Genomic DNA, 16227 nt, shown 5'->3' with positions numbered 1-16227 from the left:
GCCCTCGGCGTGCGGGTCGGCGCGACCTGTGGATGACCCGGAGGGGTGTGGACGGCGCCGCGATCCCCGTCACACCCCGGGAGCCCGCTTACAGTCGTGAACCGTGACCCGCGCTGCGGCGTTCTTCGACCTGGACAAGACGGTCATCGCCAAGTCCAGCACCCTGGCCTTCGGCCGCCCGTTCTTCGCCGGCGGGCTGATCAACCGCCGCGCCGTGCTCAAGGGCGCCTACGCGCAGTTCACCTTCTCCCTCGCCGGCGCCGACGCGCAGCAGATGGAGCGGATGCGGGCGCAGATCACCCGGATGGCCACCGGCTGGGACGTCGCCACGGTGCACGACATCGTCCGGGAGACGCTGCACGAGATCGTCGACCCGCTGGTCTATGCCGAGGCCGCCGACCTCATCGAGGAGCACCGGGCGGCCGGGCGGGAGATCGTCATCGTCTCCAGCAGCGGTGCGGAGATGGTGGAGCCGATCGGCGAGATGCTCGGCGCCGACCGCGTGGTGGCCACCCGGATGGTCACCGCCGACGGCCGGTACACCGGCGAGATCGAGTTCTACGCCTACGGGGAGAACAAGGCCGCGGCGATGCGGCAGGTGGCTGCCGAGAGCGGCTACGACCTGGCCGACTGCTTCGCCTACAGCGACTCGGTGACCGACCTGCCGATGCTCGCCGCAGTCGGGCACCCGACGGCGGTCAACCCCGACCGGGCGCTGCGCAGGGCCGCGGCCGAGCGTGGCTGGCCGGTCCTGGAGTTCACCCGGCCGGTGACCATGCGCTCGCGCTTCCCGGTGCCGCCGGCACCGGTGGTGCGGGGCGCTGCCATGGGCGTGGGCGCCGCGGTGGCGGGGCTGGCCTGGTACGCGCGGCGGCGGGCGCTGCGCGTCGTCTCCTCGGCGCCGTCCGTGCCGGTGCCGGCCGCCGGGCGCCGGCGTCGCCGCGGGGCCTGAGGGAGGACCCTCGGTCAGCGCGGGAGCCGCTCCCGGAGGCCGTCGACCAGCGTGCGGGCCGCCGACACCGGCGCGAACGCCCGCGCCGCCGCGGTGAGCGCCGCCTGTTCGTCGGGGCGCAGGTCGACCTCCCCGGCGGCCGCGTTGGCCTCCACCTGCTCCACGCTCGACGCCCCGGGGATGACCACCACCCGCGGCAGCGACACCAGCCAGGCCAGCGCGATCGTCCCGGGCCGGACGCCGTGCGCGTCGGCGACCTCGCGGAGGACGTCGAGCAGCGGCTGCACGCGGCGCAGGTTCTCGGTGCCGAACAGCGGGTTGGCCGCCCGGACGCCGCCGGGCCGGTGGCCGGCGTCGTACCGGCCGCCGAGCAGCCCCTGCGCGAGCGGGCTGTAGGCGATGACCACCCGACCCTCGCGCTCGGCGAAGGGCACGAGGTCGGCCAGCGCGCCCGGCCGGGCCAGCGAGAACTGCACCTGGTTGCTGACGACCGGGCGGCCGAGGGCGGCGTCGGCCGCACGCCACCGGTCGAGCGAGTAGTTGGAGACACCGACGGCACCGATGCGGTCCTCGTCGAGGAGCGTGCGCAGCCCGGGCATCGTCACCGTGTCGGGGACGACGGGGTTGGGCTGGTGCACCTGGTAGAGCGGGACCCGCTCCAAGCCCAGCCGCCGCGCGCTGCCCTCGAGCCGGCGCCGGACGACCGGCGGGAAGGGCGCCACGGGGAACAGCTTCGAGGCGACGACGACGTCGGCGCGCTCCTCCCCCAGCGCCTCGCCGAGGATCCGCTCGCTGCGGCCGAAGCCGTAGACCTCCGCGGTGTCGAACAGGGTGACGCCGAGGTCGCGGGCCCGCCGCACGACGTCCTTCGCCGCGCCGGTGGCGTACGCCTCGCCGTAGCCCCACTCGCGGGAGCCGAACTGCCAGGTGCCCAGACCGATCCGGCTGACCGGTCCGAGCCCGTCGACGTCGAGGGTGCGCATGCGGCCACTGTCCCCCGGCGGCGCGGGGGACGCAGGCGGAGATCAGCCGCGCAGGATCGCCTCGGCGATGGCCAGGCCCTCCCGGGCGCCGAGCTCGGTGGCGTGGCAGCAGTGCACCAGCCACGCGGCCACGCCCTCGGGACCGCCGGACGCGTAGCCGGCCAGCCGGGCCCGGTACTCCTCGGCGCCCAGCTCGGCGAAGCCCACCTCGGGCACCGACACGGCCTTGGGGTCCAGTCCCCGGCCGATGGCGGTGAGCCGGCCGGCGGCCCGCGCGACGACGCCGTCGGCGGCGCCGAAGGGCGCGAGGGCGGCCAGCTCGCCGTGCACGAGACCGGCGACCAGCACGGCGGGCACCGTCGAGGTGCCGGTGACCACCGGGAACAGGCCGCCCAGCCGCGCCCCGGCGTGCGGCGCGGGCCGGCCCAGGTCGCGGCGGTCGACGAGGTCGGCGGCGGCCAGCACGTGCAGCCGGGCCAGCACCTGCCCGGGCGCCCTCGCCCAGGTGTCGACCATCGACCCGAGGGCCACCGACACCCGCAGCGAGCCCTGCACCACCGGGTCGTCGACCGAGCCCGCGCGCAGGTCGGCCAGCGGGACGTCGACGCCGTCGAGGGAGGCCGAGGCGCGGGCACCCCGCAGCGCCGACTCGGTGCTCACCTCGGCCGACCGGTTGCGCATCAGCCGGTGCGCCAGCAGCCGGTCGATGCCCGCGCGCGCGGCGTCGGCGGCCTCGCGGACGCCGGGGAGGTCCAGCAGCGGGGCCAGCGGGTCGGGACCCGCGGGCCGGCCGGCGGGACGGGCGGCGCCGGGGCGGACGGGGATGGTCACGTCCCGACGGTACGAGCACCCCGGCAGGACTCCGCCGCCGCCTGGCCTACGCTCGGCGACCACCATGGCTCGCCCGCTCACCCTCCTCCTCGTCCGGCACGGCCAGAGCGAGTGGAACGTCGCCGGGCTGATGCAGGGCCAGACCGCGCACGTGCCGCTCACCGAGCTGGGGCACCGGCAGGCCGCCTCCGCGGCCGCCGAGCTGGCCGCCCTCCGGCCCGGGGCGGTGCTGTCGAGCGACCTGCTGAGGGCGGTGCAGACCGCCGAGCACTGCGCCCGCGCCGTGGGCCTGCCCTTCACCACGACGCCCGCGCTGCGCGAGCAGGGCTACGGCGTGCTGGAGGGCCGGCCGTCCCGGGAGCTGTGGGACGTCGTCGACTGGACCGACCCGCACTGGTCGGCCGAGGGCGGCGAGAGCCTGGCGCAGCTGCACGCGCGGGTCGCGGACCTCCTCGCGCGGCTGTCCGCCGACCCTCCGGCCGACGTGGTCGCGCTGGTCACCCACGGCGACACCATCCGGGCGGCGCAGGCGGTCGCCGCCGGTCTCGGCCCCGCCGACCTGCCGGCCCTCACCCCGCACAACGGCACGGTGACCCGCCTGGAGCTCGCGGCGGAGCCCGCGCCGTGAGCCGGGTGCTGGTGCTGGGCGGCTCGCGGTCGGGGAAGTCGGCGCACGCCGAGTCGCTGGTCGCCGACCGGGCGGACGTCGTCTACCTGGCCACCTCCGCGCCGGCCACCGACGACCCCGAGTGGGCCGGGCGGGTGGCCGCGCACCGGGCCCGGCGCCCGGCGGGCTGGACGACGCTGGAGACGACGGCGCCCAGCGAGCTGCTGCGCGGGGGCACGGTGCTGATCGACAGCGTCACCACGTGGGTGGCGGCGCTGATGGACGAGACCGGCGTGTGGAGCGAGGCGCCCGGCGCCCTCGACCGGCTCGCCGCCCGGGTGGACGCGCTGGTCAACGCCTGGGCGATGACGCCGGCGCACGTGGTGGCGGTGAGCGACGAGGTCGGCCTGGGCGTCGTCCCGGAGTCCCGGGCCGGACGGCTGTTCCGCGACGCGCTGGGCGAGGTCAACCAGCGGCTGGCCGGCACCGCTGACGAGGTGTGGTTCGTCGTCGCGGGCCTGCCCCAGCGGCTGCGGTGAGCGCCCGGCCGCGGTGGGCCGGCCCGCTGGAGTCGGTGGCGCTGCTGACCGTGGTGCGGGTGCCGGCCGCGGCGGCGACGTCGACCCGCGGGGTCCTGCCGTGGGCGCCGCTGGTCGGGCTGGCGCTCGGCGGGGTGGCCGCCGGCGTGGGGGTGCTGGGCACGCGGCTGGTGTCCCCGCCGACCGGGGCGGTGGCCGCGCTGGCCGTGCTCGCCGCGCTCACCCGGGGCCTGCACCTCGACGGCCTGGCCGACACCGCCGACGGGCTGGGTCCGCTGCGCGACCGGGAGCGGGCGCTGCAGGTCATGCACCGGGGCGACGTGGGCCCGTTCGGCGTGGTGGCGCTGGTGCTGGTCCTGCTGCTGCAGGCGGCGGCCGCGGCGGCCCTGCTCGGCCGAGACGGCGGCTGGCTCGCGCTGTGGACCGCGGTGGTGGTGGCCCGCCTGGCGATGGCGCGCACGGGCCTGCCCGGGGTCCGCACGGCCGAGGGGTCGTCCCTCGGTCAGGCGGTGGCGGGCACGGTGTCGCGGCCGTGGCTGGCCGGGTGGCTGGTGGTCACCGCGGCGCTCGCCGGGGCCGCAGGGTGGACGGCCGGAGGCGTGCTCGCAGCGGCGGTCCTCGTCGCCGCCGGAGCGACGGGGCTGCTCGTGGCCGAGCGGGTCCGGGTCCGCGCGACGGCCCGCCTCGGCGGGGTCACCGGCGACGTGATGGGGGCGATGGGCGAGGCGGCGGCGACCGTCGTGCTGTTGGTCGCCGCCGCCTCGCTGCCCTAGCGACCCCGCCGCCGGAGCAGCGGGGTCGGCCGCTCAGCGGCGGCCGGTCAGCGACCCGAGCAGCCGGCCCAGGCCACCGGAGGCGGCCGTCGTCGGCGCGCCGCGGCCCATCCGCCGGGAGGGTGTGCCGCTCGCCATGCGGGTGCGGCCCATCGAGCGGCCGGCCGCGCCCCGGGTGCTCATCCCGCGGGTGCTCATCCCGCGGCCGCCCATCCCGCGGCCGCCGGCAGCGGCGCCCCGTCGAGCCGTCGTCTCTGCAGTTCCGAGGAGTCGGTTCAGGATGCCCATGCAAGAGCTGTTACCCAGCGCACACGGATCATGCGTCACTCCCCGGCGGGTCCCGGCGCGCCGTGACGCAGGGCACGCGCCTAGATCATCACGGGGCGACCTGCTGGGCCGGCGTCTCCCCGCCCTCGAGGTCGCCCTCGGTGTCGAGGTAGGCCTGCTGCAACCCGGCGAGCACCGCGGGGTCCGGCTCGGCCCACATCCCCCGGTCGACCGCCTCCAGCAGCCGCTCGGCCATCCCGTGCAGCGCCCAGGGGTTGGACCGCTCCAGGAACTCCCGGTTCTCCGGGTCGAGCACGTAGGTCTGCGTGAGCTGCTCGTACATCCAGTCGGCCACCACTCCGGTCGTGGCGTCGTAGCCGAACAGGTAGTCGACGGTCGCGGCCAGCTCGAAGGCGCCCTTGTAGCCGTGCCGGCGCATCGCCTGCAGCCACTTGGGGTTGACCACCCGCGCCCGGAACACCCGGGAGGTCTCCTCGGTCAGCGAGCGGGTCCGCACCTGCTCGGGGCGGGTGGAGTCGCCGATGTAGGCCCGCGGCGCCGAGCCGGTCAGCGCGCGGACGGTCGCCACCATCCCGCCGTGGTACTGGAAGTAGTCGTCGGAGTCGGCGATGTCGTGCTCGCGGGTGTCGACGTTCTTGGCCGCCACCGCGATCCGCCGGTAGGCCGCCTCCATGTCCGGCCGCGCCTGCACGCCGTCGAGGTCGCGGCCGTAGGCGTAGCCGCCCCACACCGCGTACACCTCGGCGAGGTCGGCGTCGCCGCGCCAGTCCCGCGAGTCGATCAGCGACAGCAGCCCGGCCCCGTACGCGCCCGGCTTCGAGCCGAACACCCGGGTGGTCGCCCGCCGCCGGTCGCCGTGCCCGGCGACGTCGGCCTCGACGTGCGCCCGCACGAAGTTCTGCGACGCCGGCTCGTCGAGGTCGGCGACCAGCCGCACCGCGTCGTCGAGCATGGTCACCACGTGCGGGAAGGCGTCCCGGAAGAAGCCCGAGATGCGCACGGTGACGTCGATCCGCGGCCGGCCGAGCTCGTCGAGCGGCACCGGCTCCAGCGCGGTCACCCGCCGCGACGCGTCGTCCCACACCGGCCGGACGCCGAGCAGCGCGAGCACCTCGGCGACGTCGTCCCCGGAGGTCCGCATCGCCGACGTCCCCCACACCGACAGCCCCACCGAGGGCGGGTAGCCACCGGTGTCGGCCACGTAGCGCTCCAGTAGCGACTCGGCCATCGCCTGCCCGGTCTCCCAGGCCAGCCGCGAGGGCACCGCCCGCGGGTCGACCGAGTAGAAGTTGCGGCCGGTCGGCAGCACGTTGACCAGCCCGCGCAGCGGCGAGCCCGACGGCCCCGCGGGCACGTAGCCGCCGTCGAGGGCGTGCAGGGTGGCGTCGAGCTCGTCGGTGGTCCGCTCCAGCCGCGGCACCACCTCCTCGACGGCGAACCGCAGCACGTCGGCGACCTGCGCGTCCTCCCGGCCGAGCACCTCGCGCACGACCGGGCCGACGGCGCCGGCGGTCCACCCGGCGTCCTCCATGCCGGAGACCAGGGCCGCGGCCTGCGCCTCCACGGCGTCGGTCGCGTGCAGCCCGGCGGTGCCGTCCTCGGTCAGCCCGAGCGCCTCGCGCAGCCCGGGCAGCGCCACCGCACCGCCCCAGATCTGCCGCGCCCGCAGCATGGCGAGCACCAGGTCGACCCGGTCGGAGCCCGACGGCGGTGTGCCCAGCACGTGCAGGCCGTCGCGGATCTGCGAGTCCTTGATCTCGCACAGCCAGCCGTCGACGTGCAGGATCATCTCGTCGAAGTGGTCGTCGTCGGGCCGGTCGGCGAGCCCGAGGTCGTGGTCGAGCTTCGCCGCCTGCAGCAGCGTCCAGATCTGCGCCCGGACGGCCGGCAGCTTGGCCGGGTCCATCGCCGCGACGTTGGCGTGCTCGTCGAGCAGCTGCTCCAGCCGGGCGATGTCGCCGTAGGAGTCGGCCCGCGCCATCGGCGGCACCAGGTGGTCGACGAGCGTGGCGTGCGCGCGGCGCTTGGCCTGGCTGCCCTCGCCCGGGTCGTTGACCAGGAACGGGTAGACCAGCGGCAGGTCGCCGATCGCGGCGTCGGGCCCGCAGGACGCCGACAGCCCGACCGTCTTGCCCGGCAGCCACTCCAGGTTGCCGTGCTTGCCGACGTGCACCAGCGCGTGCGCGCCGAATCCCGACCGCAGCCACCAGTAGGCGGCCAGGTAGTGGTGCGAGGGCGGCAGGTCGGGGTCGTGGTAGATCGCGATCGGGTTCTCCCCGAAGCCGCGCGGCGGCTGCACCATCACGACGACGTTGCCGGCGCGCAGGGCGGCGAAGACGATGTCGCCGCCGTCCACGAACAGGGAGCCCGGCGGCTCGCCCCAGTGCTCCGTCATCGCCGCGCGCAGGTCGGCGGGCAGGGTGTCGAAGAAGCGCCGGTACTCCGCGGCGGGGATGCGCACCGGGTTCCCCGAGAGCTGCTCGTCCGTGAGCCAGTCGGCGTCCTGGCCGCCGGCGGCGATGAGCGCGTGCACGAGCGCGTCGCCGTCGAGGTCGGCCACACCGGGCAGCGCGTCGGGCCCGTCGAAGGGGCCGATGTCGTAGCCCTGCCCCTGCATGGCGGCCAGCAGCCGCACCACCGACGCCGGCGTGTCCAGCCCGACGGCGTTGCCGATCCGCGCGTGCTTGGTCGGGTAGGCCGACAGCATCACCACGATGCGGCGCTCGGCGGGCGGGGTGTGCCGCAGCCGCGCGTGCGCCACCGCCGTCCCGGCGACCCGCGCCGCCCGCTCGGGGTCGGCGACGTAGTGCGTCAGCCCGTCGTCGTCGGTCTCCTTGAAGGAGAACGGCACGCTGATCAGCCGGCCGTCGAACTCGGGGATGGCCACCTGGTTGCCGACGTCGAGCGGGGAGAGGCCGTCGTCGTCGGCCAGCCAGTCGGCGCGCGAGCGGGTCAGGCACAGTCCCTGGACCACCGGCACGTCGAGTGCGGCGAGCTGGCCGACGTCCCAGGCGCCGTCGTCCCCGCCGGCCTGCGCGGTGGCCGGCCGCGAGCCGCCGGCGGCGAGCACGGTGACGACGAGCGCGTCGGCGGTGCGCAGCACGTCGAGCAGCTCGTCGGACACGCTGCGCAGCGAGGAGGTGAACACCGGCAGCGCCTCACCGCCGGCGTCCTCGATCGCCGAGCACAGGTCCTCGACGAAGGCGGTGTTGCCCGCGAGGTGGTGCGCCCGGTAGTAGAGGACGGCGACCCGCGGGCCGCTCCCCCGGCCTCCCCGCTCCAGCACACCCCAGTCCGGCGCCACCGACGGCGGCTCGAAGCCCTCGCCGGTGAGCAGCACCGTGTCGGAGAGGAACCGGTGCAGCTGGACGAGGTTGTCCGGCCCGCCCTGGGCGAGGTAGCCGTGCGCCTCGGTGGCCACCCCCATCGGGACGGTCGAGAGCTCCATCAGCTCGGCGTCGGGGACCTGCTCCCCGCCGAGGACGACGACCGGCGCCGGCCCGGCGAGCAGCGGCGCGAGCAGCTCCTCGTACTGCCGCCGCACCCCCAGGATCCGGACGACGACGAGCTGCGCACCGTCGGTCAGCGCCGCGGTGCCCTCGGCGCCGAGCCGGACGGGGTTGCCCAGCCGCCAGTCGGCCCCGCTGGCGCGGGCGGAGAGCAGGTCGGTGTCGCTGGTGGACAGCAGGACGAACACGCGGTCAGACGCTACCGGCCGCCCACGGCCGGTCAGGCGGCGCCGAGGGCGTCGGCGAGGCGGTGGTGCACCGTGGCCTCGGCCGGACGGTTCTGCCGCTCCAGGGTGCGGGCCAGCGCGCGGCGGGCATAGCCGTTGGCCGGGGCGAGGTCGACCAGGCGCAGCAGCGCCGCCTCGGCCCGCCGCAGCTGCGCGGAGCCGAAGTAGCTGCGGGCGAGCAGCTCCAGGGCCGCCGCGTTGCCCGGCTCGGCCTCCACCAGCGGCTCGAGCAGACGCGCGGCCTCGACGGGCTGACCCATCGCGAAGAACAGGTCGGCGCGGAGGAACTCGGAGTGCAGGTCGGTCTCGAAGGGCTGGGTCACGGCCGGTCAACCGCCACCCCGCGCCGGCTCTTCCCGGCCCGACACGCCCGGGCGGTGGACGGCACGAGGGAGTCCGGAAACAGGTGCATCCGTACGCCACCGAGTTGGGAACAACCGGTGTGGCACCACCCGACCCGAGGAGCCCTGCCATGGCCCTGTCCCTGCACCGCCCCCGGAAGGCCGACCGTGCACCGGCGTCCGCCTCCTCCGCCCCCGCCTCCACGCCCGCCGGGCCCCCTACCGCCCAGGCCGCTCCTGCCGAGGCCGCGGTCCCCGCTCGGCCGGCTGCCGCCGAGCCCGACGCCGAGCCCGCCGGCCCGGCGACCGAGCAGGGCGGCCGCGTCTACACCGTCCAGCGCATCGGCGCGTTCGTCGTCGCCGGGGTGATCGCCCTGTTCGGCATCCTCGGCTTCGCCAACGGGCTGGCCTTCTTCTCCACCGACGGCGAGCGGATCCTCGGCCTGTCCTCGAACGGCCTGCTGTCGACCATCTCGATCGTCACCGCGGTCGTCCTGGTGTTCGCCGCCTTCCGCAGCCCGCGCACCGCCTCGACGGTCATGATCGTCATCGGCGTGCTGTTCCTGGTCTCGGCGCTGGCCAACCTGGCCGTGCTCAACACCGACTGGAACGTCCTGGCGTTCGGGCTGAGCAACGTCGGCTTCTCCGTCGTCGCCGGGGCCGTGCTGCTCCTGCTCGGCGCCTACGGCCGGGTCAGCGGCAACCTGCCGGCCGACAGCCCGTACGCGCGGGCGTCCGCCGACGACGACGTCTCGCCGGTGTCGCCCGACGAGTTCCCGTCGACGCCGGCCGAGTTCGCCGCCGAGCGCGCCATGCGCGACGCCGAGGTGGCCGTCGTCCAGCACGTGGCCTCCTTCGAGCAGCGCCGCCGCGTGGCCGCCATGGCGCAGGTGCAGACCCGCAAGGAGCGCCGCGAGGTGTGGATGTCGTTCGACCGCGCCCGCCACGACGCCTGATCCGGCCGAGGTCGTGGCGCCCGCGTCGTAGCCTCGCGGGCGCCATGACCTCAGCAGCACGGACCTCCTCCCCCCGGCAGCGCGCCGACGCCTGCCCCGGCGCGCTGCAGACCCACTCGGCCGCCGACGGCGAGCTGGCCCGGGTCCGCGTCCCCGGCGGCGTGCTCACCGCGCCGCAGCTGCGGGCCCTCGCCGCGGCCGCGCGCGACCTGGGGGACGGCGCGCTGGAGCTGACCAGCCGCGGCAACCTCCAGCTGCGCGGACTGGCGCCGGGCGCGTCCGCCGCACTCGGCGAACGGCTGGCCGCGGCCGGCCTGCTGCCCAGCGAGAGCCACGAGCGGGTGCGCAACGTGCTGGCCAGCGCGCTGACCGGCCGGGCCGGCGGGCACCTCGACGCCCGGCCGTGGGTCGCCGCCCTCGACGCCGGCCTGTGCGCCGACCCCGCCCTCGCCGGTCTGCCCGGCCGCTTCCTCGCCACCCTCGACGACGGCCGCGGCGACGTGACCGGCCTGGCCGGCGACGTCGGCCTGCTCGCGCTGTCCCCCGGCGCGGTGGCGCTGGTGCTCGCGGGCGCCGACAGCGGGCTGCGCGCGGCGCCCGCCGACGCCGTCGGCCTGCTGCTCGCCGCCGCCCGCGCCTTCCTCGCCGAGCGCGCCGCGCAGGGTGGCACCGCCTGGCGGCTGGCCGAGCTCGCCGACGGTCCGGCCCGGGTGGCGGCCCGGCTGCCCGGCCCGCGCGTGGCCCCCGCCGTCCTGCCGGAGGCCCCGGCGACCGGCCCCGTCGGCGCGGAGGCCCAGGCCGACGGGCGGACGGCGCTGATCGGCGTCCTGCCCCTGGGCCGGCTCTCCGCCGCTCAGGCCGACCTGCTGGCCGCGCTCACCGGCGAGGTGCAGCTGACCCCCTGGCGCAGCGTCGTCGTCCCCGACCTCGCCGAGGACCGCGTGGACGACGCCGCCGTCGACCTGTACCGCACCGGCGTGGTCTTCGACGCCGACAGCCCGTGGGTGCGGGTCACCGCCTGCGCCGGGCGGCCCGGCTGCGCCAGGTCGCTGGCCGACGTCCGCGCCGACGCGGCCGCGGCCGTCGCCGCCGGGACGGTGCCCGACGGCGCCCGGCTGCACTGGGCCGGCTGCGAGCGCCGCTGCGGCCGCCCGCGCGGGGACGTCCTCGACGTGGTCGCGACGACCGACGGCTACCGCATCGGCTGATCAGGATCCCCCGGCGTCCCCTCCAGGGGCCCGCCCCGAGCGTGCGAGGGGTGGGGAGGAGGGGCCTCCTTCCTCAGTCGTCCTCCGGGTCCGGGTAGCGGGCGCCGGCGGCGATCTCCGTGCCCTCGGGGACCTGCACCCGGCGGCCGAGCAGCGCGACGTCGCCCTCGCCGCCGACCGTGCAGCCGCGGCCGACGTCGACGCCGTCGTCGACCACCGCGCGGGTCACCGTCGCGCCCGACCGGATCCGCACGCCGGGCAGCAGCACCGAGTCGACGACGGTCGCGCCGGCCTCCACCACCACGCCGGGCGAGATCACCGAGCCGCGCACGTCGCCGGAGACCCGGGTGCCGCCCGACAGCAGGCTGTTCTCGATCCGGCCGTCGTCGAGCACCCGGGCCGCGCTGCGCCGGCCGCCGCGGGTGTGGATCGGCCACTCCGGGGCGTCGAGGTCGATCGGCGGCTCGGGCGTGAGGAACTCCTGGTGCGTCCGCCAGTAGGACTCCACCGTGCCCACGTCGCGCCAGTAGCCCCCCAGCGGGTACGCGCGGGCCAGGCCATCCTCCGTCTGCGCGGGCAGCAGGTGGGTGCCGAGGTCCTCCAGCCCCTCCTCGCCGAGCTCGGACCGCAGCTGCTCGAGCCGGTCCAGGGTGGGCCCCGGGCTGAAGACGAACACCTCGTTGGTGGCCGTGGTGGTGGCCGGCTCGTCGGGCTTGTAGGCGTAGCCGGTGACCCGGTCGCCGTCGACCTCGACGATCCCGTAGCGCGACGCGTCGTCGGCGGCGACCTCGGTGGTCACCATGGTCACCTCGGCCCCCGACGCCAGGTGCGCGTCGGCGACCTCCCGGTAGTCCAGCTCGTAGACGGCGTCGGCGCTGACCACGACGAGCGCGTCGGCGCCGAACGCGCGGACCAGGTCGGCCTGCCGCCACAGCGAGTTGGCGGTGCCGGTGTTCCACCCGCCGCGCTCGGTGCCCTGGAACGGCGGCAGCGTCATCAGCCCGCCGGTGGTGCGGTCGAGGTCCCACGGCCGGCCGTTGGCCAGGTGTTCGGCCAGCGACGTCGGGTGCTGCTGGATCGACACCCAGACGTCGGCGATCTGGGAGTGCTGGCAGTTGCTCAGCGGGAAGTCGATGAGCCGGTAGACACCGGCGAACGGGACGGCGGGTTTGGCCCGCGTCTCGGTCAGCAGCTGCAGCCGGCCGCCGGCGCCACCGGCCAGCACGAGGACGAGCACGCGGGGGAGAGCCATGCCCCCGGCTACCCGCTCCCGGCGGGACGTAGCCTCGCGCCGGTGTACGAGTACGAGAAGGACGGCGCCGAGATCTACCGGCAGTCGTTCGCCACGATCCGCGCCGAGGCGGATCTGCGCGGCCTGCCCGACGACGTCGCCCGGGTGGTCGTGCGGATGGTGCACGCCTGCGGGCAGGTCGACCTGGTCGAGGACGTGGCGTACAGCCCCGACGTCGTCACCCGCGCCCGGGAGGCGCTCGACGCCGGCGCCCCGGTGCTCTGCGACGCGCAGATGGTCGCCTCCGGCGTGACCCGGCGCCGGCTGCCGAAGGACAACGACGTCGTCTGCACGCTCAACGACCCGCGGGTGCCGGCGCTGGCCGCCGACCTGGCCACCACCCGCACCGCCGCCGCGCTGGAGCTGTGGCGCGACCGGCTCGACGGCGCCGTCGTCGCCATCGGCAACGCGCCCACCGCGCTGTTCCACCTGCTGGAGATGGTCGCCGCCGGCGCGCCGCGCCCGGCCGCCGTCCTCGGCATCCCGGTCGGCTTCATCGGCGCGGCCGAGTCCAAGGAGGCCCTGACCGCCTCCGACCTGGAGTTCCTCGTCGTCCGGGGACGGCGGGGCGGCAGCGCGATCACCGCCGCGGCCGTCAACGCGATCGCGAGCGACGTCGAGTGAGCGGCCGCCTGTACGGCGTCGGGCTCGGTCCCGGCGACCCCGAGCTCGTCACCGTCAAGGCCGCCCGGCTGATCGCCGCCGCCGACGTCGTCGCCTTCCACGCCGCGCAGCACGGCCGCTCGGTGGCCCGCGCGGTGGCCGCCCCCTACCTGCGCGAGGGGCAGGTGGAGGAGCTGCTGGTCTACCCGGTGACCACCGAGGCCACCGACCACCCCGGCGGCTACCAGGGCGCCATCGACGAGTTCTACGAGGCCGCCGCGGCCCGGCTGGCCGCGCACCTCGACGCCGGCCGCGACGTCGTCGTGCTGGCCGAGGGCGACCCGTTCTTCTACGGCTCCTACATGCACATGCACAAGCGGCTGGCCCACCGCTACCCCACCGAGGTCGTCCCCGGCGTGACCAGCGTCAGCGGCGCCGCGGCGGTGGCCGGCCGGCCGCTGGTCGAGCGCGACGAGGTGCTCACCGTGCTGCCCGGCACGCTCCCCGCCGACGAGCTCGCCGAGTGGCTGGCCACCACCGACTCCGCGGCGGTGCTGAAGCTCGGCCGCACGTTCCCGCAGGTGCGCGAGGCGTTCGAGGCCGCCGGCCTGCTCGACCGCGCGCTCTACGTCGAGCGGGCCACCACCGACCGCCAGCGCACGCTGCCGCTGGCCGACGTCGACCCCGCGTCGGTCCCCTACTTCTCCCTCGCGCTGCTGCCCAGCCCGCTGACCGGTCCGGGGAACGCCCCCGCGCGCCCGGACGACGAGGCGCGCGCCGGCGAGGTCGTGGTCGTGGGCCTCGGTCCCGGCGCCCGCTGCTGGACCACGCCCGAGGCCGCCGACGCGGTCGCGGCCGCCGACGACCTGGTCGGCTACGGCCCCTACCTCGACCGGGTGCCGGCCAACCCGCGCCAGACCCGCCACCCCAGCGACAACCGGGTGGAGGCCGAGCGGGCCGCGCAGGCGCTGGAGCTGGCCCGGTCGGGACGGCGGGTCGCGGTGGTCTCCAGCGGCGACCCCGGGGTGTTCGCGATGGCCGCCGCGGTGCTCGAGGTGGCCGCGCAGCCCGAGCACGCCGGCGTGCCGGTGCGGGTGCTGCCCGGGCTGACCGCCGCGCAGGCCGTCGCCTCGCGGGTGGGCGCGCCCCTGGGGCACGACTTCGCCGTCATCAGCCTCTCGGACGTGCTCAAGCCGCTCGACGTGGTCCTCGACCGGCTGCGCCACGCGGCCGCTGCCGACCTGGTGGTCGCGCTGTACAACCCGCGGTCGAAGGCGCGGCCGCACCAGCTCGGCCAGGCGCTCGACGTCCTGCTCGAGGTGCGCAAGCCCGGGACGGTGGTCGTCGTCGGCCGGGACGTCGGTGGGCCGCAGGAGTCCGTGGTGGTCACCACGCTCGGCGAGCTGGACCCGGAGACGGTCGACATGCGCTGCCTGGTGCTGGTCGGGTCGTCCCAGACCCGGGTGACGCCGTCCGGCCAGGTGTACACGCCACGCCGGTATCCGGCCTGACACGCCGTTGCAGGGAACAACGAGCGCCGCGCCCTCCTTGACCTGACCCGTGCCGACCGCCCGACTCCCCCGCCCGGCCGCCTTCTGGACCGCCGCGGTGCTGCTCGTGCTGGTGCTGGCCGCCTCCGGCGTCCCCTCGCCGCTCTACCGCGTCTACCAGGAGCAGTTCGGCTTCGGCGCCGGCGTGCTGACCCTGGTGTTCGGCATCTACGCCTTCGCGCTGCTGGCCGCGCTGCTGGTGGTCGGCGGGCTGTCCGACCACGTGGGACGGCGGCCGGTGCTGGCCGGCGGGTTGCTGCTGCAGGCGGTGGCGATGGTCGTCTTCCTCGCCGCGGACGGCGTGGGGTGGCTGCTGGCCGCCCGCGTGCTGCAGGGGCTCTCGACCGGCGCGCTCACCGGGGCGCTGGGTGCCACCCTGCTGGACCTGCAGCGCGGCGAGCGGCCGCTCGGGCCGCTGGTCAACAGCGTCTCCCCCGGCCTGGGCCTGTCCCTGGGCGCGGTGGGCGCCGGGCTGGCGATCGAGGGCCTGGCCGAGCCGACGCCGTGGGTGTTCGGCGTGCTCACCGTCGTCTTCGTGCTGGGCGCGGCCGCCGTGCTGGCGCTGCCGGAGTCCTCCCCGCGGCTGCCCGGGGCGCTGGCCTCGCTGCGCCCGCAGGTCGAGGTGCCGCGGCCGCAGCGGCGCGCGTTCGCCGTCGCCGTCCCCTGCCTCGTGGCGCTGTGGGCGATGGGCGGGCTGGTGCTCTCGCTCGGCCCGTCGCTGACCGCCGCCGTCTTCGGCATCACCGACCACCTCGTCGGCAGCCTGCTCATCCTGTGCATGCAGGGGACCGGCGTCGTCGGCAGCCTGCTGGCCCGCGACCTGCCGCCGCGCCGGTCGATGGGCGGCGGCTGCCTCGTGTTCGCCGTCGCGGTGGGCGCCCTGCTGGTCTCGCTGGCCACCGGTGCGGCCTGGCTGTTCTTCGTCTCGGCCGGGATCGCCGGTCTCGGGTTCGGGGCCGCCTTCCTCGGCGCGGTCGCCACGGTCACCGCCGGGGTCGCGCCCGGCCGGCGCGCGGGGCTGCTGTCGAGCATCTTCGTCGTCGGCTACCTCGCGTTCAGCATCCCGGCGATCGCCGCCGGGATCGCGTCGGCCTCCGTCGGGCTCGGGCTGGCCGCCGAGGTCTACGGCGTCGTCGTCATCCTGCTCGCGCTCGGCGCGGCGGTGGGCCTGCGGATCTCGGGCCGCCGCGCTCCCGCCACCGAGCCGGCCGAGGAGCCCGCCGAGCCGCTGGCGGCCTGACCGTCGACTGCACGTCCGGACGGGGCTCGACCCGACCGGATGGACCCGGACCCGGACCCGTTGGCCGCTCCGGTCCCTCTTGCGTCCACGGAGCCGAGCGGGCTCCACCAGGCGCTGTTGTCTCGACCCCTCCGCCATCGGGGGTCGCCACCGAGAGTCGCCCGAACGTCCCGGTCCCACGGAGTCGGAGCCCGCGTCAGCCTGTGACCTGCGGGAACTGTCGTACCCCGGCCCTAGGTTCGGCTCGTGCCCGAGATCGAGGACGACGCGCCGCCGGTGTTCACCGGTGGGCTCCTCGACCTGCTCGTCGCCGGGGCGCCGGAGGTGCA

Annotated in this window: 15 protein-coding genes; 9 read left to right on the top strand and 6 right to left on the bottom strand. The window is 76.6% G+C overall.

Going from position 1 to position 16227, the window contains the following annotated elements; translation table 11 throughout:
• Positions 1 to 103 precede the first annotated feature (103 nt).
• Positions 104 to 952, top strand: coding sequence for an HAD family hydrolase (locus LY71_RS18870; RefSeq protein WP_106280582.1), 849 nt, complete (start codon positions 104 to 106; stop codon positions 950 to 952).
• A gap of 14 nt (positions 953 to 966) precedes the next feature.
• Here the strand turns inward: LY71_RS18870 and LY71_RS18865 are convergent, their stop codons facing one another.
• Positions 967 to 1935 carry an aldo/keto reductase gene (locus LY71_RS18865; protein WP_106280580.1) on the bottom strand — a complete coding sequence of 323 codons (969 nt, stop codon included), beginning with the start codon at positions 1933 to 1935 and terminating at the stop codon, positions 967 to 969.
• Positions 1936 to 1977: 42 nt separating this feature from the next.
• Complete coding sequence (locus LY71_RS18860) at positions 1978 to 2766, bottom strand: Fic family protein (protein ID WP_106280577.1); 789 nt, start codon at positions 2764 to 2766, stop codon at positions 1978 to 1980.
• Between the two features lie 64 nt (positions 2767 to 2830).
• On the opposite strand from LY71_RS18860, the gene LY71_RS18855 reads away from it, so the two are divergent.
• From LY71_RS18855 to LY71_RS18845, 3 genes are read left to right on the top strand one after another with little or no spacing between them, the layout of a single operon-like run.
• Positions 2831 to 3394, top strand: a complete 564-nt coding sequence (locus LY71_RS18855; RefSeq protein ID WP_106280574.1) for a histidine phosphatase family protein — start codon at positions 2831 to 2833, stop codon at positions 3392 to 3394.
• Entirely contained in the window at positions 3391 to 3912 is a 522-nt protein-coding gene (gene cobU, locus LY71_RS18850) for a bifunctional adenosylcobinamide kinase/adenosylcobinamide-phosphate guanylyltransferase (RefSeq protein ID WP_106280572.1), read from the top strand. The genes LY71_RS18855 and cobU overlap by 4 nt, the downstream gene beginning before the upstream one ends.
• A complete protein-coding gene (locus LY71_RS18845) occupies positions 3909 to 4685 on the top strand; it encodes an adenosylcobinamide-GDP ribazoletransferase (RefSeq protein ID WP_106280570.1) in 777 nt (258 codons plus the stop codon). Before cobU ends, LY71_RS18845 begins: the two co-directional genes overlap by 4 nt.
• A gap of 33 nt (positions 4686 to 4718) precedes the next feature.
• Here the strand turns inward: LY71_RS18845 and LY71_RS24245 are convergent, their stop codons facing one another.
• The 3 genes from LY71_RS24245 to LY71_RS18830 all read right to left on the bottom strand — a co-directional run bounded on the left by LY71_RS24245 (position 4719) and on the right by LY71_RS18830 (position 9032).
• Positions 4719 to 4868 (bottom strand): hypothetical protein, encoded by a 150-nt coding sequence (locus LY71_RS24245; RefSeq protein WP_245888083.1) that lies wholly within the window; start codon positions 4866 to 4868, stop codon positions 4719 to 4721.
• 193 nt (positions 4869 to 5061) lie between these two features.
• Positions 5062 to 8670, bottom strand: coding sequence for a cobaltochelatase subunit CobN (gene cobN / locus LY71_RS18835; protein ID WP_106280564.1), 3609 nt, complete (start codon positions 8668 to 8670; stop codon positions 5062 to 5064).
• Positions 8671 to 8702: 32 nt separating this feature from the next.
• Entirely contained in the window at positions 8703 to 9032 is a 330-nt protein-coding gene (locus LY71_RS18830) for a tetratricopeptide repeat protein (RefSeq protein ID WP_245888081.1), read from the bottom strand.
• A gap of 149 nt (positions 9033 to 9181) precedes the next feature.
• Between LY71_RS18830 and LY71_RS18825 the strand changes: the two genes are divergently transcribed.
• Both LY71_RS18825 and cobG read left to right on the top strand, forming a co-directional pair.
• A complete protein-coding gene (locus LY71_RS18825; protein WP_106280562.1) occupies positions 9182 to 10006 on the top strand; it encodes a DUF4383 domain-containing protein in 825 nt (274 codons plus the stop codon).
• Positions 10007 to 10050: 44 nt separating this feature from the next.
• Complete coding sequence (cobG, locus tag LY71_RS18820; protein ID WP_106280560.1) at positions 10051 to 11214, top strand: precorrin-3B synthase; 1164 nt, start codon at positions 10051 to 10053, stop codon at positions 11212 to 11214.
• Between the two features lie 73 nt (positions 11215 to 11287).
• On the opposite strand, the gene LY71_RS18815 is transcribed toward cobG, so the two are convergent.
• Complete coding sequence (locus tag LY71_RS18815; protein WP_106280557.1) at positions 11288 to 12466, bottom strand: glucose-1-phosphate adenylyltransferase family protein; 1179 nt, start codon at positions 12464 to 12466, stop codon at positions 11288 to 11290.
• A 42-nt stretch (positions 12467 to 12508) separates the two neighbouring features.
• On the opposite strand from LY71_RS18815, the gene LY71_RS18810 reads away from it, so the two are divergent.
• Genes LY71_RS18810 through LY71_RS18800 form a run of 3 tightly spaced genes read left to right on the top strand, consistent with a single transcriptional unit; the run spans position 12509 to position 15898 of the window.
• Positions 12509 to 13129 carry a precorrin-8X methylmutase gene (locus LY71_RS18810; protein ID WP_106280555.1) on the top strand — a complete coding sequence of 207 codons (621 nt, stop codon included), beginning with the start codon at positions 12509 to 12511 and terminating at the stop codon, positions 13127 to 13129.
• Positions 13126 to 14619 carry a precorrin-2 C(20)-methyltransferase gene (locus LY71_RS18805; RefSeq protein WP_106280552.1) on the top strand — a complete coding sequence of 498 codons (1494 nt, stop codon included), beginning with the start codon at positions 13126 to 13128 and terminating at the stop codon, positions 14617 to 14619. Before LY71_RS18810 ends, LY71_RS18805 begins: the two co-directional genes overlap by 4 nt.
• Positions 14620 to 14668: 49 nt before the next feature.
• Positions 14669 to 15898: an MFS transporter gene (locus LY71_RS18800; RefSeq protein ID WP_106280550.1), complete on the top strand. Its 1230-nt coding sequence runs from the start codon at positions 14669 to 14671 to the stop codon at positions 15896 to 15898.
• The last annotated feature ends 329 nt before the right edge of the window (positions 15899 to 16227 follow it).

Origin of the sequence: Geodermatophilus tzadiensis, from assembly GCF_003002915.1 — a bacterium.
Taxonomy (GTDB): Bacteria; Actinomycetota; Actinomycetes; order Mycobacteriales; family Geodermatophilaceae; genus Geodermatophilus; species Geodermatophilus tzadiensis.
This window is presented reverse-complemented; position numbering and strand designations above follow the sequence as displayed.

Bases quoted from the DNA above. Each gene is read 5' to 3' on its own strand.
- LY71_RS18865 (WP_106280580.1), bottom strand. From the start codon at position 1,935: ATGCGCACCCTCGACGTCGACGGGCTCGGACCGGTCAGCCGGATCGGT.
- LY71_RS18855 (WP_106280574.1), top strand. From the start codon at position 2,831: ATGGCTCGCCCGCTCACCCTCCTCCTCGTCCGGCACGGCCAGAGCGAG.
- LY71_RS24245 (WP_245888083.1), bottom strand. From the start codon at position 4,868: ATGAGCACCCGGGGCGCGGCCGGCCGCTCGATGGGCCGCACCCGCATG.
- LY71_RS18825 (WP_106280562.1), top strand. From the start codon at position 9,182: ATGGCCCTGTCCCTGCACCGCCCCCGGAAGGCCGACCGTGCACCGGCG.
- cobG (WP_106280560.1), top strand. From the start codon at position 10,051: ATGACCTCAGCAGCACGGACCTCCTCCCCCCGGCAGCGCGCCGACGCC.
- LY71_RS18815 (WP_106280557.1), bottom strand. From the start codon at position 12,466: ATGGCTCTCCCCCGCGTGCTCGTCCTCGTGCTGGCCGGTGGCGCCGGC.